This window comes from bacterium, assembly GCA_024228115.1.
In the GTDB taxonomy this organism is placed as follows: domain Bacteria; phylum Myxococcota_A; class UBA9160; order UBA9160; family UBA6930.
This window is the reverse complement of record JAAETT010000073.1, coordinates 1-14678: the sequence shown is the minus strand read 5'-3', so window position 1 is coordinate 14678 and position 14678 is coordinate 1. Positions and strand designations below refer to the sequence as shown.

The following is a 14678-nucleotide window of genomic DNA, read 5'->3' as shown; positions in this document are numbered from 1 at the left end:
ATTGCGCCTCGCCCTCGTCCTGGCCGCACCTTTCCCGACCCTTCAGGGTTCCCAACGTTATGTGGCCGAGCAAGCGCGCGAGCTGCAACGTGCGGGGGCCGAGGTGACGCTCTTCACGTATGGCACGGGAGACGGGCGCTCCATCGGCGATCTCGACGTGATCCCGGTTCCCGCAGGCCTCTCGCCGCGCAGCCTGCGTTCGGGATTGCAGCCGGCCAAGCTCATCGCGGATATCGCGCTCGGTGCGCGGCTCCTGCGTGAACACCGACGCAGGAGGTTCGACGCCATCCTCGCCCACAACGCGGAGGCTGCGGCGACCACCCTCTGCGTTCGTCGTTGGCTGCGGCGGCCCGTCGTGTACATGGCGCACACGCTCTGGGAAGAAGAGCTCGAAAGCTATCTGCCGCAAGCCGCTGCGAAGTTCGGTCGAGCCCTCGGGGCACGAATCGATCGCGGTCTGGCTTCGGCATCCGACTCTGTCGTCGTGCTGAGCCGTGCGGCCGAGGCCCGGCTCGCGCCCTTCGTCCATGGCGAGATCGCGCGAATCGTCCTCGGCGGCGGGCCGGAGCAGCCTCCGGAACCCGAGGACATTGCGAGAGCCTGCAACCGCTTCGGGCTCGAGGTCGAGGGTTTCGTTCTCTACCCAGGCAATCTGGACCGGTACCAGAACCTGGCCCTGCTCGACGCCGCCGCGGAGCATTTCGATCTCGGGCCCGTCGTGGCTGCGGCCCACGACGATCGAGGCGGCGTGCTCTCGAATATTCTCACGCTCGGGGTCGAAGACCCCGAAACCCTCCGCCAGCTGATCTTCGCTGCCCGGATCGTCGTCATCCCTCGGCGGGCGGTGGGCGGGTTCCCGATCAAGGCGCTGCAGGCGATGGAGGCCGCTCGGCCGATCGTGGCCGTGGAGGGCGTCGTCGACGGCCTCGCCCACGACCGATCCGCCTGGCTACTCCCCCAGGGCAGTGACGGCCGGGATCTGGCCGCAGCGCTCCGCGGCCTCTGGGCGAACACCCGACTCCGCACCCGCCTGGGCGAGAACGCGCGGGCCACCTTGACGCTCCAGAGCAAGAGTGGGGACGTTCTTTCCGCTGTTTCCGTTGTTTCACGAAACAACGGAAACAGCGGAAAGAACGTCCCCACTCCGGACCGCTAAGCTCGGCGCGGAACGTTTGAAGGACCCGCCCCCGCCTCGCGCGGGGAGCGGGCGTCGTGCGTGTGGCGGCTGTTGCAAGCCGCTTCTCAGGAGGAAGTTTCGAGGGTGGCCGAAGGCGATCTGCAGCCGCTGGCCGAGAGGCTGGCTAGGGGCGTCGGACCCCGGCGGCTCATGGGGCTCCGCGGTGGAGCGCGTGCCGCGGTGCTCGCGCGCCTGGTCCAGGCCGCGGGCTCACGCACCGTCCTCGTGGTCACGGCCGGCGCGAAAGAAACGGACCGCGTGGCGCAGGATCTGGCGTCGGCTCTGGGTGAAACGACTGCCGAAGAAGGGGGGCGCGTGCGGACCTTCCCGCATCCCGACACGCCCCCCTACGATCGCTTTTCGCCTCAACCCTTCGTCGTGGCCCAGCGCCTCGACATCTTGTTCCGCCTGGCCGATCCAGCTGAGGACGAACCCGGGACGATCATCGTGGCGCCCTGGGCAGCACTCACTGGCCGCGTCCCCGCCCGGGATGTGGTGCGCGCCCGCTCCGTCCGTCTGGACGTAGGCGCATGGATCGACCGGGACGAACTCGTCGCCACCCTCGTTTCCGCAGGCTACACCCGCCAGCCCCTGGTCGAGGAGCGAGGAGAGGTCGCCGTACGGGGAGGCCTCGTAGATGTCTTTCCGCCGCAGCGCTCACGTCCGGTGAGGATCGAGTTGCTAGGCGACGAAGTCGAATCCTTGCGCGAATTCGACCCGGCCAGTCAACGCTCCGAAGCGCGCCTCGAACGCCTGATCGCAGCGCCCGCCCGTGAGATCCTGGGCGATCGCGAGCTCGTCGTCGAACGGAGTGACGCCATCCGCGAACGCGGTGCAAAACAGGGCATCAGCGTTCGGAAACTCGATGAACTACTCGACGCCCTGCTCCGCGGAAGCCTGCCGCCGGGCGTCGAAGCGATGGCCCCGCTGCTTCAACCCGGCCTGGAGACCGTCTTCGACGCCCTGCCGGATGACACCCTCGTCGTGGTCGATGAGCCCGCGGCGGGGCGTGACGCCCTGTTGCATGCGGATACCGAACGCCTCGAGAACTGGGAGGGAGCACAGAACGGCGAGCGCGTCGTCTGCATGCCCGACGAGCTTGCTCTGGGCTTCGACGCCGTGCAGGCGGAGATCGAGAGGCGTGAGCCCATCACCCTGGAACGTCTGGAGGTGGAGGCCGGCGAACCCGCACTCACCTTGCGCTCTTCCTCCCAGGATGACTTGGGCACCGCATTGCGCGCGACCCGAGCCGACCCGGGCGCAGGCGATGCGCTCCGCCCGCTCGTCGAGACCCTGGCCCTCTGGTCGGACAGGGGCCTTCGTGTCGTACTCTCGGCCAGCGCGCTTTCAGGCGCGGATCGCCTGCACACCTTGCTCGGTGAGTACGGAGTTCCCTCGCGCCTCGTCCGGGAGCGGGCTCCCCTCTGGAGGTGGTCGGCCGCCGGAGAAGTCGAGGTACGAATCGGCGCCGCTAGCGAAGGTTTCGTGCTCCCGGATGAAGGCCTCGCCGTTGCCACCGAGGACGAACTCTTCGGCCCCCGAGAGAAGCGTCGCCGGCCCGGAAGCTGGCGCGAAGGCGCAGCGGTGGAGGCGCTCGGCCAACTCACCGCGGGAGATTTCCTCGTCCACGCGGAGCATGGCATCGGCATCTACCGGGGCCTCGTGATGCTCGAGCTCGGCCGGCTCTCCGACGAATTCCTTCGCATCGAGTACGACGACGGGGATCGCCTGTTCGTACCCGTCCATCGTCTCAACCTCGTCCAACGCTATGTCGGCTCTGAAGGGGGCGCCCCGAAGATCGACAAACTCGGCGGGACGACCTGGGAGAAGACCAAGCGAACGGTCAAGCGCTCGATGCGCAACATGGCGAAGCAGCTGCTCGACGTGCATGCCGAACGGGAACTGGCTCCCGGCATCTCGTTTCCAGGAAGGAACCGCGCACTGGAAGAATTCGAGGCGGTCTTCCCCTTCGAGGAAACGCCGGACCAGGCCGCTGCCATCGAGGACGTCCTCGTGGATCTGGTGCGCGATCGCCCGATGGATCGATTGGTCTGCGGCGACGTGGGCTATGGCAAGACCGAGGTGGCATGCCGGGCCGCGTTCCAGGTCGTGATGGCTGGGAAACAGGCGGCCGTTCTCGTCCCCACGACCGTCCTGTGCCAACAGCACGCCGAGACCTTCGAAGAACGGTTCCGCGGCACCGGCGCCCGGGTCGAGAGCCTCTCCCGTTTTCGCAGCCCGAAGCAGGCCAGGGAGGTGATGGAGGGACTGGCCGAAGGCAGCGTCGACATCGTGATCGGCACCCACCGGCTATTGCAGAAGCACGTGTCGTTCCGGGATCTCGGGCTGCTGGTCGTGGATGAAGAGCATCGTTTCGGTGTCGCCCATAAGGAACGCATCAAGGAGCTGAAGAAGACGGTCGACGTGCTGACGCTCACCGCCACCCCGATCCCGCGAACCCTGCAGATGGCCTTCAGCGGGCTGCGGGATCTTTCTGTCATCCAGACGCCGCCTGCGGATCGCCTGGCAATTCGAACCCAGGTATGTCGTTTCGAAAAATCGCTGATCCGAGAAGCGATCCTGCGCGAGATTCGACGCGGAGGGCAGGTCTTCTTCGTGCACAACCGGGTGCGCACGATCGGGGCGTTGGCAGAATTCCTCGAACGGCTCGTCCCGGAGGTGAAGATTCTCGTGGCTCATGGCCAGATGCCGGAACGCAAACTCGAAGATCGAATGCTGGCCTTCATGCACGGGGACCATGATGTGCTTCTGTGCACGACCATCGTCGAGAGCGGGCTGGACATCCCCCGCGCCAACACCATGCTGATCGACAGAGCAGACGCCCTCGGGCTCGCCCAGCTCTACCAGCTCCGCGGGCGGGTCGGGCGGAGCCGGAAACGCGCCTACGCCTACCTGCTCATCCCGGGCGAAGCAGCCCTCACGCCCGACGCGACCCGCCGGCTCGAGGCGATTCAGGATCTCACCGAACTCGGTAGTGGCTTCCGTCTCGCCAACATGGACCTCGAAATTCGAGGTGCCGGAAACCTTTTGGGCGGAGAACAATCGGGAAACCTGGGAGCGGTCGGCTACGAGACCTACATGGAGCTTCTCGAAGAATCGATCGCCGAGCTGCGCGGCAGCGGCAAACACCTGGCCATCGACCCGGAAATCCGCCTTCCCGTGGCCGCGCGCCTACCCGAAACGTACGTCGCGGACGTCAGCCAACGTCTGGTTCTCTACAAGCGCCTCGCCAGCGCGCCCGACCTCGATGAGGCTCGCCGCTTGCGGGAGGAGCTCCTCGACCGCTTTGGCCCGCTCCCCGAGGAAGCCGAGCATCTGGTTCAGGTCATCGAGTTGAAAGTCCGCGCCCGCGAAATCGGTGTCATGAAGATCGAGATCGAGCGCGGCGCCCTCGTACTCACCGCCGCCGAAACCAGCCAGGTCGATCCGGCAAGGCTAGTCGAGTGGATGAACACCAACGATCCCGAGATCGAAGTCCTCCCCGACCACCGCATCCGCACCAACGCCCCCGACAAGACCCCGGCCGCACTCTTCCCCCGAACCCACTGGCTCCTCGACCAGCTGACCCACCCCTCATGAGTCAACAAGCGGGGACGGAGTTTACAATTGACTTTTCTCCGAAGAGTCAATTGTAAACTCCGTCCCCGCTTGTTGACTTATGAAGGTTTCGAGTTGGCGGTGGGCTTCTTCGTCGGGGAGTTGCTGCGGGGGGTGCTTCATGAAGGCTGCGCTTGGGGCGGGGAGGATTCCGCCTTGGCCCCGGTCGAGGGCGAGCTTGCAGCAGCGGATGGCGTCGATGGCGACGCCTGCGGAGTTCGGGGAATCCTCGACGGAGAGACGTAGCTCGAGGTTCATCGGGACGTCACCGAAGAGCTTGCCCTCCATGCGGAGGAAGCAGACCTTGTTGTCGTTCTGCCAGGGCACATAGTCGCTGGGGCCAACGTGGATGTTCTCGTCGGCGATCCGCTCTGCGGCGACGGACTGCACGGCCTCGGTCTTCGATTCCTTCTTCGAGGCAAGGCGGTCGCGGTTCAGCATGTTCAGGAAGTCCGTGTTGCCGCCGGTGTTCAACTGGTACGTCCGCTCGAGCTTCACACCCCGCCGCGCAAAGAGCTCCGTCAACATACGATGGGTGATCGTCGCACCGAGCTGCGCCTTGATATCGTCACCGACGATCGGAAGCCCACGCTCCTCGAAGCGTTCGGCCCAGGCCGGATCGCTGGCGATGAAGACGGGGATGCAATTCACGAAGCCGGCGCCGGCCTGGAGCGCGCATTCGGCATAGAAGCGGGCCGCCAGCTCCGAGCCGACGGGCAGGTAGTTCACCACCACCTCCGCCCTGCCTTCCTGGAGCACGCGAACCACCTCGGCCTGATCGGCTTCCATGGCGTCGGCAACCTGGAACGTCCGAGCTGTAGGCTGCTCACCCATATGCCCCGAAACGCCGTCCAGGATTTGGCCCATGCGTACCGGAACGCCCGCCTTCGGAACCTCCGGCGCGAACACCTGGGTGCAATTGGGCTCGGCGAAGATCGCTTCACTGACGTCCCGCCCGACCTTGCGCCCGTCAACGTCGAAAGCCGCCACGATTTCGACATCGCACGGCCGGAAGCCGCCGATCTCCGGGTGCATCAGCCCAATGAGATCATTGGGCCCCTGAGTTCCATAGTGGTGAATTCCCTGCACCAATGAGCTGGCGCAATTTCCCACACCCACGATCGCGATTCGGATTTTCTTCATTTCCCACGCCCCCGCTGTTCGACAGGGGAGTTTGGAGGGTTGAAGGTGGTCTCCGCAAGGGGCTCAGCGAGCCGCCGCCCCCTGGACGACACCGCCCGCATCCTTGGGTCCCTCGGCCAGGAACTGCATCAGGATCTGCACCAGCTCGGTCGGAGGAGTCGGCTCGGGCTCTTCGACCGAATCCTTCATGTGCTCGAAGCGCAGCAGATCCATCTTTTCGTAGGCAGCCCGCACCCGCGGCGTGAGGAGACCCAGGCGTTTCAGGTTGGGCACGATCTTCGAGAAGGTCATCTGCCGGAAGCCGACCATGAAGGGCATCTCCTTGGCCCACTCGGTCCACAGCGGCACATCCCATCCAAGCCGCTCGAAGACCTGCGTCATGAGCAGGCGCTCGCGAAGCAGGTGGGTCGCCTCGATCACGAACTCCTCGCGCTCGCGAAGCTCGTTCCCGCTCATCTCTTCCGTGTAGAGCTTGTCGAGGGCCATGACGCCGAAGGCCACGTGCCGGGATTCGTCCGCCATGATCCGGGTGGTGATGTCCTGGATCAGCGGCTCCCCGGCCATCATCATGCGCATCATCCCGAAGGCGGCGAGCGCCAATCCCTCGACCATGATCTGCATGCCGAGGAACGTCACATCCCAGCGCGAATCGGTGATGATGTCGCTGAGCAGCGTTTGCAGGCTGGGATTCACTTCGTAGGAGAGCCCCAACTTCTCGGTGAGGTAGCGGTGGTAGACCTCGACGTGGCGCGCCTCATCCATCACCTGGTTGGCGGCATAGAATTTCGCCTCTTCCCAGGGGACGGTTTGCACGATCTTCGCCGTTGCGAGTAGTGCACCCTGCTCGCCGTGGAGGAATTGCGAGAGCATGAACCCGTTCATGTTGAGCTGCAGCTCGATCATTTCCTCGTCGGACATCTTCTTCGGCGGGTTCATGACGTTGTTCATCACGTCAGCCGCGCCGGCAGCCGACCGCTCCGCCATCATCCGCTCGATGCTGACCTCGGTGCTCCAATCGAGCTCCGATGCGTTCCAATCGAGGGCCTTACCCTTCTCGAAGAGATTGAGAAGGTTCTGCTTGCGCAGCGAGTATTCCCAATCGAAGACGGTGTTGACCGTGGCTTTGACGTCCTGGAATTTTCCGGTGGGAGGGATCGGGACGGGGTTCTTCTGCTCGTATTTCATGAGGACTCCTGGGGCGCGACATAACAAAGGAAGTTCCTGGATATCTCTGTCGCAAGCTCTTGATCGGAGAGCACACGACCTGCGGCACGCACTTCGCCCATCAGCACCAGATGGAGCATGAGGGCGAACGCAAACTGGACACCGAGATCGACCGCGACCTCGGGCTGGGGATGGGTGATGCGCTCGGAGCGCGAGAGCACGAGCCGACCGATGCGCTCGGAAACGCTTGCGCGGAAACGCAGGGCATCGGCGCGGGTGTCCGGGTCATCGGTGACCCGCTGCAGGAACGCGGCGATCAGGTTGCGGCGCTCCCGGGCGATGCGCACCAACTCGGATGCGCAGACCTGCACGATCTCCGGCAGGCCCGTGTCCGTCCAGCGCTGACCATCCGCCAGCTGGTCGACGAGTGCTGACATGCTGCGGAAGAAGCGCTCCTCGATCGCGCTCAAGAGTTCGTTCTTGTCCTTGAAACGGGCGTAGAACCCGCCGACCGAAGAGCCGGCGCGACGCACGATCTCGGGGATCGAGGAATCCGCCAGGCCCTTCTCCTCGATCAATTCTTCCGCTGCCTCGAGAATGCTCTGGAGGGTTCGCTCGCTTCTCGCCTGTTTCGGGCGGCTGACGCTCTGGAGCGGCTGGGCTGTGGATCGGGCCATGGCTTCCCCTTCGATCAGATTCAGCGATGGGACGTCGCGATCTGTGGAGGAAAATCCGAATCAAAATCCGAATCTGTTTCGGATTTTGGGGATTCTAGACCCAGTCCATCAGCTCTGCAAGAGCCTGGATGGTCGCAGTGGGCCGAATTCGGCTCATCTGGGCACTGCCCTTACCTGGAGCATCGACCCAGCAGGCGTGCAAACCCGCCGATTGGGCTCCCTGGATATCGGCGGTCAGATTGTCGCCCACCATCCAGGCCTCGCCTGGTGCCACATCCACTTCCGCGAGAGCCTGTCCGTAGACCCTTGGATCCGGCTTGCCGAAACCCAGCTCGCCCTCGACCAGGATGGCCTCGAAGAAAGCGCCGAGCCGGAACCGCTCGATCTTCCTGCGCTGCAGCTCCGGGCCACCGTTGGTCACCATCACGAGGGGGATGCCTCGCGTGCGGAAGTGCTCGAGCGCGTCCATGGCGCCCGGAAGCGGCTCCACCCGGGCTTCGCGCTCGTCGTGAAAGGCATCCGCCATCGCCGCACCGCGTTCAGGCTGAGGCAGCCCGAGCGCCTGAAGGGCCCACAGGCAGATCGTGCGCCGCGCCCCGCGCAGATCATGCCGCCCCAGGCGACTGCGCTCGGGCGGGGCCCAGTAGCGGCCGGCTGCCTCGCCCACTGCTGCAAGCAGTATTTCGGCATCGAGCCCGAGCTGCGGAGCAAAATGGTCCGTCACGCTCTTCCAGACATCGTCGGCCAGCGGCCCGTAGACGAGGATGGTGTCGTCGAGATCGAGCAGCAGTGCGCGGGGCGGCCTCGTTCTCACCGGTCGATCCACTTCTCGATCGCCGGAGGTTCCCACGCCGCAAGCTGGTCGAGCAGAGCGTCCGGCTCCTCGGCATGAAGCAGCAGACCGCGATGCTCCGGGCGCAGGAATCGCCTCTCGACCAGCCCGTCGAGGAAACCGGCGAGCCCAGCGTAGAAGCCATCCACTTCGAGCAGCCCCGACGGCTTTGCCAACTCGCCGAGCTGCACCCACGTCAGGACTTCGAAGAGTTCATCCAGCGTGCCCACGCCGCCGGGCAGGCTCACGAAGGCATCCGCCCGCTCCATCATCAGCTGCTTGCGCTCGAACATGCTCTCGACCACGAGAAGCTCCGTCAGCCCCTCGTGGGCGACCTCCTTCCGCGCCAGGGAACGCGGAATCACGCCGACGACCTCGCCGCCGCCCTCGAGAACCGTATCCGCGACGATCCCCATCAAGCCGACACAGCCCCCGCCATACACGAGGCCCAGGCCGCGGCGCACGAGCGCCTCGCCGAGAAGGCGGGCTGCGTCCGCGTAGCCCGGCTCGGAACCGCGGCTCGAGCCACAGAACACACAGATGCGACGGAGCGCTGAAATGCTGGAACCCTCCCGCTGTGTCATGCTGCGCGCCAGTGGACTGGTGGGTCTACATCCTGCGCTGCGGCGACGGTTCGTTGTATACCGGAATCACCAACAATCTCACCCGACGGCTCGAAACGCACCAGCAAGGCAAGGGCGCGCGGTACACGCGAGGGCGGTTGCCGGTGAAGATGGTGTACCGGGAGGCGTGCGCGGGGCGTTCCGAGGCTTCGAAGCGGGAGGCCGAAATCAAGCGCTTCCCGCGCGCTCGGAAGCTCGCGCTTCTAGGCGGTCGGAAAGCCCGACGAGGAGGGTCGCGGCGGCGGAGCTGACCGGCGTCGGGTTCCCTTGCCTTCCGGCCTGGCCACCTCTGCCAGGCCCGCTCTCGGTACTGGAATCATGGTAGGCTGGAAGCATGTCGGCTGGACGGCTCGGTGTAGGAGCTCTTATCGTACGGTTTGCCCGTCGTCTTCGTTATCCGCAGCTCTTCTTTCTCATGGCCGGCATCTTCGTGCTCGACCTGATCATTCCGGATGCCCTCCCATTCGTGGACGAGGCGCTCTTGGCGCTCGGCACCTTGTTCCTAGGGGCCTACCGGAAGCGGGGCGAAGCGGACGAGGTTTAGCGAGCAGGCCGCTCTTCCAGGCGGTCGGAAAGCGCAGCGAGGAGGGTCGCGGCGGCGGAGCTGACCGGCGTCGGAATTCCGTGGCGTGCGCCGATGCGAACCACGACAGCATTTCGCGCGTCGTGCTCGAGAGGCCTTCCGGCCAGGCGATCCAATAGAATCGAAGTTGGTTGTTCGGGATTCGTGGCGGCAAAGGCCGCGATCAGCTCGTCGGCAAGCTTCGGGTCGAGCTTGGCACCTTCGGCGCGCGCGACCAGGATGGCTTCCGCTGCCAGGGCCCGACCCCAGGCCGCGTTCGTGGACTGGCGGAAGGCTCCCATCCCACGACCGGTCAGCGCCGTGACCGCCCCGGAGCTGGCGTTCAAGCATAGCTTGCGCCAGAGCGCGGTGACGAAATCGGCGGATCGCTCGACGATGGCTGGAGAACCCTCGAGCAAGCCTGCAAACTCCTCCCCGAGCATGTCGTCGGCAACGACCAGCCGAAAGGGCCCGCGCTGAAGGATGTACCCCGGAGCCGGCCGCTCGGCAGGGCAATCGACGACCACCGGAAGCACCTGGGCGTTGCCAACGAAAGGTGAGACCCGCTCGCGCTGCTCGACCCCGTTCTGCAGGACAGCCACCCGCGTTCTCGCGCCGATCATCCCCTGCAGCCATGGCCCCACGTCCCCGGTTTGATGAGCCTTGGTCGCGAGGAGGATCCAGGAAAAAGGGCGATCCGAAGGAGCGGCGACCGCACGGCCCGCACCAAGAATCGGCCCAGAGGCCGTCAGTGGGCCCGATGGCGTCTGCACCGCTACCGGACCGTCGTGGGCGCTGCGACTGAACATGGCCACCGACCGACCGGCGGCGCAGAGATGGGCCGCTGCCACACCCCCAATGGCGCCGACGCCGAGAACGGCCACGTCGCCCATCTTCAACGTCTCGCCGTGATCAAGACCGCCTCGTAATCGACCGCGATCCTTCCGCCGGCCTCTTCGATTGCTCGCGCCAGCCCATCCCAGAGCCGCTGCCGACTGGCCTCCGGCAGCAGGAGGTGGCCGGATTGCGTCTGCATCAGCTTGAGATACTGCTCGGTCCCATACTCCTGACGCCACGGGAAGTTCTCGATCTGAGCGGGCCCGAAGGCCTTCGTTCGCGTGATCCGCTCGTCGATCGGCTCGCGCGTCGCCGCCTCGCCGCCTACCGCGACGACCTTCTCGAGCTGCGGTGCCTCCGCCCGATAGACCGCGGCGAGAGCCTCGTGAAGCGCGCTCTCAGCGGGCAGCGGGCGATTCCAGAAGAGCGCGATCAAGCCGTCCGGCCGAAGGGCTTGCGCGGCTTTCGTATCGCCTCGCTCCGGATCGACCCAATGCCAGGACTGGGCTGCGATCAACAGGTCGAAGGGTTCCGCGGGAAGATCGTAGTCTTCGAACCGGGATTCCTCGATCTCGACTGCTGGAAATGCCTTCGTGCGCTCGCGGGCGAGGGCGGCAAGCTCAGCGCCAGGCTCGAGGCAGACCATCCGATGGCCGCGTCGTGCGAAGGGAAGTGTTGCTTTGGCCGGACCGCAGCCGATCTCGAGAATTCGCCCTGGCTCGGAAAGGCCCGCCAGTTGAAGCACACGCTCCACGAGCGCTTCCGGATAGCCCGGTCGGACTTCATCGTAGAGCGCCGCGACCTGGTCGAACGTCGCGCCCCGCCGGTTCCGATCCGCCTGCTCCACTCGGCTAGAGTAGACCCATGGATGCCGCCGAGCGAACCATCGTGATCACCGGAGCCAGCCGCGGCCTGGGAGCGGGCCTTGCCGAGGCGCTGCACGCGGAGGGCGCTCGGCTGGCGTTGTGTTCGCGCTCGGCTCCCATCCTGCCGAGCAGCGAACGCGTCCTGTCGGCCGAATTCGACGTGCGCGACACCGACGCCGTCGCCCGCTTCACGAAGGATGCTGCTGCGCGCTTTGGGAGCATCGATCTCTGGATCAACAACGCGGGCGTTCTCGCGCCCATCGCGCCGTTGCGCGATGTCGATCTCGAGGAAGCGCACACCCACGTCGAGATCAACCTGCTCGGTCTCCTCGCCTGCTGTCAGGCCTTCGTTCGCCATGCTCGGGAGAGGGAAGGAGGCGGCACCCTCGTCAACATCTCCTCGGGTGCCGCCCGCAAGCCCTACTCCGGTTGGTCCGTCTACTGCGCGGCCAAAGCCGCCGTCGATCGTTTGACGGAATGCATCGATCTCGAAGAGCGGGCCCACGGTCTTCGTGCATTCTCGGTGGCTCCGGGCGTCATCGATACCGACATGCAGGCCTTGATTCGGAGCACGGATGAAGCCGACTTCCCCGACCTGCCGAGGTTCCTCGCGATGAAGCGCGACGGCCGCTACAACACGCCGGCCTTCATTGCTGAACGGCTGTTGGAGCTGGCGTTCGGAGAATCTGGCCAGCCAGCTGACGTTCTCATCAGCCTGCCGAATGAGTGGGAGACCCGATGAAGCTCTTGCGCAATTTGCGCCCGGTCTTCCTGTTGTTGTTGATCCTGGGAGCCTACTACCGCACCCAGGGTTGCACGCCGCAGGGGGATTCCGGCGTTCTGGGTTCCTCCCCAGAGCCGCCTGGCCGCAGCATGGACGCCTACGACGTAATCGGCGATGCCTTCCGTGCCGGCCGAAGCGACATCCTGGTGATCGGCGAAGGCCGGGTGGAAAAGGTGCTCCGAGACGACAACAAGGGTTCGCGGCATCAGCGTTTCCTGCTCGCACTCGATTCAGGCCAGACGGTTTTGATCGCCCACAACATCGATCTCGCGCCTCGCATTCCGGATCTTCGCCGCGGCGATGTCGTCCTGTTCAAGGGCGAGTACGAATGGAATGAACGAGGCGGAGTCGTCCACTGGACCCATCACGACCCGGCCGGCCGTCATGCAGACGGCTGGCTGAGGCATGAAGGCTCCCGTTACGACTGATCGGAGCTCCCTGTTGCGCGCGGCGCGCTCGTGCGATCATGGAAGGCCGTAGGAGGATCCCTTTGGAAACGCTGATCGTCGAACGCAATGGGGACGGGATCGTCACCGTCACCCTCAATCGCCCCGAGAAGAAGAATGCCATCTCCATGCCGATGTGGGCCGAGCTCGGCGAGACGTTTCGCGAGGTCGCAGAAAGCAAGGATGACCGCGTGATGGTGCTGACTGGGGCCGAGGGCGCGTTCTGCGCGGGAGCGGACCTTACGCCGGACGGAGACGCCGACTGGCATCAACTCGATCGCATGCAGTACTACGGCTGGGTCGGGCTCGCCCTGCACGAGATTCCCAAGCCTGTCATCGCAAAGGTGAACGGGGTTGCCGTAGGTGCCGGCCTGAATCTCGCTCTCGGTTGCGACCTGATCGTGGCGGGCGAAAGCGCGCGTTTTTGCGAGATCTTTGCGCGCCGCGGCCTCGCCCTCGATCTGGGCGGCTCGTGGTTGCTCCCCAGGCTCGTCGGCCTGCACAAAGCGAAGGAACTCGCGCTGCTCGCCGAGATGCTCAGTGCAGAAGAGGCGGAGCGGATCGGCATCGTCAATCGCGTGGTACCGGATGCGGAACTGGACGCGTTCGTCGACGACTGGGCAAACCGGCTGGCCGAAGGCCCGCCTCTGGCGCTGCAACTCTCCAAACGCATGCTCACCAGCGCCATGACAGGCAGCCTGTCCGAAGCCCTGCATGCCGAAGCCATGGCGCAGAGCGTGACAGGCGCTTCGAAGGACACGCGAGAGGCCATGATGGCCTTCTTCGAGAAGCGCACACCGGTCTTCCACGGGAAATAGGGATTTCGATTCCGGCGGAAGCGCCGTCTCCTGAGGCGACGCGCTACTTCGTCGAGCGCCGACCGATGAACCCCCCGACCGAACGCACGAGCCAGCGGGGATAGAGCTGGACCGCACTCGCCAACAACCGGTTGGGGACGCCCGGAACCACGACTGCGCGTCCCTCCATGCAGGCGGCATAACCCTCCCGAGCGACGTCATCGACCTCGGAAAGAAGGAAGCCCGGCACGCTGCGGGTCATCTCGTGCTCACTCATCGAGCGGTCGTACATATCGGTCTTCGTGATGCCGGGGCAAAGCGCCGTGACCGTTACACCGCTTTCCTTCAGCTCCTCGGACAGTGACTCAGAGAGTGAGAGCACGAACGCCTTGCTGGCTGCGTAGAGCGCCATCGACGGCACCGGCTGAAACGACGAAGTCGATGCCACGTTGAGGATGCGGCCCCTGCCTCGCTCGAGCATGCCCGGCAGCAAGCGACGGATCAGTGTCGTGAGCACCACCACATTCAATTGCAGGAGGCGCTCCTGGGGTTCGAGCCCGATCTCCGCGAATGCGCCTTGTTCCATCAGACCCGCGTTGTTCACGAGCACGTCGACCGTGAGGCGAGCCTCCTCCAGCTCTTCGACCAGTTTCGCCGAGGCACCTGGTGCGAGCAGATCCGTCGGAAGGACATGGACCGTGACGCCATGCTCCTTTCGGCAGCACTCAGCCAATGCCTGGAGCTGAGCCTCGCGCCGGGCCACGACGATCAGGTCGAAACCATGCTCGGCAAACACGTGAGCCAGCTCCAGGCCGATTCCACCGGAAGCGCCGGTGATGAGAGCGGATTCCCGGCGATTCGCCATGGCCCTACCTCTGGACGGGGATGGTTCAGGCTACCACGACTGCGCAGGGTATAGAGTGCCAGCTTGGACCAATGCTGGCTCGGGACTGGCGCGCCGGGCCGATACTGCGCCACGATCCCGCGATGGAAATCTCGAACAAGGTGGCCATCGTGTTGGCGATCACGAGAAACCGTAGAAATCTGATCATCTAGCCGTGGTCGCGCGCGAGTGCTGGTTTCTCGTCAGAACGGCGAATCGGTGTCGGTCGGATCGGTGTCGAGTTCGCGATCGAGAGCCGCGAGGTAGTG

At 65.2% G+C, this 14678-nt stretch carries 15 protein-coding genes; 7 read left to right on the top strand and 8 right to left on the bottom strand.

What is annotated here, in order from left to right:
- Position 1 precedes the first annotated feature (1 nt).
- On the top strand, positions 2 to 1156 hold the full coding sequence (locus GY937_04075; GenBank protein MCP5055886.1) for a glycosyltransferase family 4 protein: 1155 nt from the start codon (positions 2 to 4) through the stop codon (positions 1154 to 1156).
- A 105-nt stretch (positions 1157 to 1261) separates the two neighbouring features.
- A complete protein-coding gene (mfd, locus tag GY937_04070; GenBank protein ID MCP5055885.1) occupies positions 1262 to 4777 on the top strand; it encodes a transcription-repair coupling factor in 3516 nt (1171 codons plus the stop codon).
- A 21-nt stretch (positions 4778 to 4798) separates the two neighbouring features.
- Here mfd and GY937_04065 read toward each other — a convergent pair whose 3' ends face one another.
- The 5 genes from GY937_04065 to GY937_04045 form a co-directional block, all read right to left on the bottom strand.
- The gene (locus GY937_04065) at positions 4799 to 5938 is read right to left on the bottom strand and encodes an inositol-3-phosphate synthase (GenBank protein ID MCP5055884.1); all 1140 of its coding nucleotides are present in this window, start codon (positions 5936 to 5938) and stop codon (positions 4799 to 4801) included.
- A gap of 63 nt (positions 5939 to 6001) precedes the next feature.
- A complete protein-coding gene (locus GY937_04060; protein MCP5055883.1) occupies positions 6002 to 7123 on the bottom strand; it encodes a hypothetical protein in 1122 nt (373 codons plus the stop codon).
- A complete protein-coding gene (locus GY937_04055) occupies positions 7120 to 7779 on the bottom strand; it encodes a TetR/AcrR family transcriptional regulator (protein ID MCP5055882.1) in 660 nt (219 codons plus the stop codon). Before GY937_04055 ends, GY937_04060 begins: the two co-directional genes overlap by 4 nt.
- A 94-nt stretch (positions 7780 to 7873) precedes the next feature.
- The gene (locus GY937_04050) at positions 7874 to 8593 is read right to left on the bottom strand and encodes an HAD family hydrolase (protein ID MCP5055881.1); all 720 of its coding nucleotides are present in this window, start codon (positions 8591 to 8593) and stop codon (positions 7874 to 7876) included.
- On the bottom strand, positions 8590 to 9195 hold the full coding sequence (locus GY937_04045) for a TIGR00730 family Rossman fold protein (GenBank protein ID MCP5055880.1): 606 nt from the start codon (positions 9193 to 9195) through the stop codon (positions 8590 to 8592). Before GY937_04045 ends, GY937_04050 begins: the two co-directional genes overlap by 4 nt.
- An 11-nt stretch (positions 9196 to 9206) precedes the next feature.
- Between GY937_04045 and GY937_04040 the strand changes: the two genes are divergently transcribed.
- Positions 9207 to 9485, top strand: coding sequence for a GIY-YIG nuclease family protein (locus GY937_04040; GenBank protein MCP5055879.1), 279 nt, complete (start codon positions 9207 to 9209; stop codon positions 9483 to 9485).
- Between the two features lie 83 nt (positions 9486 to 9568).
- A complete protein-coding gene (locus tag GY937_04035) occupies positions 9569 to 9778 on the top strand; it encodes a hypothetical protein (GenBank protein ID MCP5055878.1) in 210 nt (69 codons plus the stop codon).
- Here the strand turns inward: GY937_04035 and GY937_04030 are convergent.
- Positions 9775 to 10689: a 2-dehydropantoate 2-reductase gene (locus GY937_04030; GenBank protein ID MCP5055877.1), complete on the bottom strand. Its 915-nt coding sequence runs from the start codon at positions 10687 to 10689 to the stop codon at positions 9775 to 9777. The two genes, GY937_04035 and GY937_04030, sit on opposite strands and share 4 nt — an antisense overlap.
- A gap of 2 nt (positions 10690 to 10691) precedes the next feature.
- Positions 10692 to 11480, bottom strand: a complete 789-nt coding sequence (locus GY937_04025) for a class I SAM-dependent methyltransferase (GenBank protein ID MCP5055876.1) — start codon at positions 11478 to 11480, stop codon at positions 10692 to 10694.
- Positions 11481 to 11497: 17 nt separating this feature from the next.
- Here GY937_04025 and GY937_04020 point away from each other — a divergent pair, with 17 nt between their 5' ends.
- From GY937_04020 to GY937_04010, 3 genes are read left to right on the top strand one after another with little or no spacing between them, the layout of a single operon-like run.
- The gene (locus GY937_04020) at positions 11498 to 12241 is read left to right on the top strand and encodes an SDR family NAD(P)-dependent oxidoreductase (GenBank protein ID MCP5055875.1); all 744 of its coding nucleotides are present in this window, start codon (positions 11498 to 11500) and stop codon (positions 12239 to 12241) included.
- On the top strand, positions 12238 to 12711 hold the full coding sequence (locus GY937_04015; protein MCP5055874.1) for a DUF3465 domain-containing protein: 474 nt from the start codon (positions 12238 to 12240) through the stop codon (positions 12709 to 12711). The genes GY937_04020 and GY937_04015 overlap by 4 nt, the downstream gene beginning before the upstream one ends.
- Positions 12712 to 12749: 38 nt before the next feature.
- Positions 12750 to 13547 (top strand): enoyl-CoA hydratase, encoded by a 798-nt coding sequence (locus GY937_04010; GenBank protein ID MCP5055873.1) that lies wholly within the window; start codon positions 12750 to 12752, stop codon positions 13545 to 13547.
- A gap of 43 nt (positions 13548 to 13590) precedes the next feature.
- Here the strand turns inward: GY937_04010 and GY937_04005 are convergent, their stop codons facing one another.
- Complete coding sequence (locus GY937_04005; GenBank protein MCP5055872.1) at positions 13591 to 14391, bottom strand: SDR family oxidoreductase; 801 nt, start codon at positions 14389 to 14391, stop codon at positions 13591 to 13593.
- Positions 14392 to 14678: the final 287 nt, after the last annotated feature.

Excerpts from the sequence above, each read along its gene's own strand:
- GY937_04055 (MCP5055882.1), bottom strand. The coding sequence starts at position 7,779 with ATGGCCCGATCCACAGCCCAGCCGCTCCAGAGCGTCAGCCGCCCGAAA.
- GY937_04060 (MCP5055883.1), bottom strand. The coding sequence starts at position 7,123 with ATGAAATACGAGCAGAAGAACCCCGTCCCGATCCCTCCCACCGGAAAA.
- GY937_04005 (MCP5055872.1), bottom strand. The coding sequence starts at position 14,391 with ATGGCGAATCGCCGGGAATCCGCTCTCATCACCGGCGCTTCCGGTGGA.
- GY937_04035 (MCP5055878.1), top strand. The coding sequence starts at position 9,569 with ATGTCGGCTGGACGGCTCGGTGTAGGAGCTCTTATCGTACGGTTTGCC.
- GY937_04030 (MCP5055877.1), bottom strand. The coding sequence starts at position 10,689 with ATGGGCGACGTGGCCGTTCTCGGCGTCGGCGCCATTGGGGGTGTGGCA.
- GY937_04010 (MCP5055873.1), top strand. The coding sequence starts at position 12,750 with ATGGAAGGCCGTAGGAGGATCCCTTTGGAAACGCTGATCGTCGAACGC.
- GY937_04045 (MCP5055880.1), bottom strand. The coding sequence starts at position 9,195 with ATGACACAGCGGGAGGGTTCCAGCATTTCAGCGCTCCGTCGCATCTGT.
- GY937_04065 (MCP5055884.1), bottom strand. The coding sequence starts at position 5,938 with ATGAAGAAAATCCGAATCGCGATCGTGGGTGTGGGAAATTGCGCCAGC.
- GY937_04015 (MCP5055874.1), top strand. The coding sequence starts at position 12,238 with ATGAAGCTCTTGCGCAATTTGCGCCCGGTCTTCCTGTTGTTGTTGATC.
- GY937_04020 (MCP5055875.1), top strand. The coding sequence starts at position 11,498 with ATGGATGCCGCCGAGCGAACCATCGTGATCACCGGAGCCAGCCGCGGC.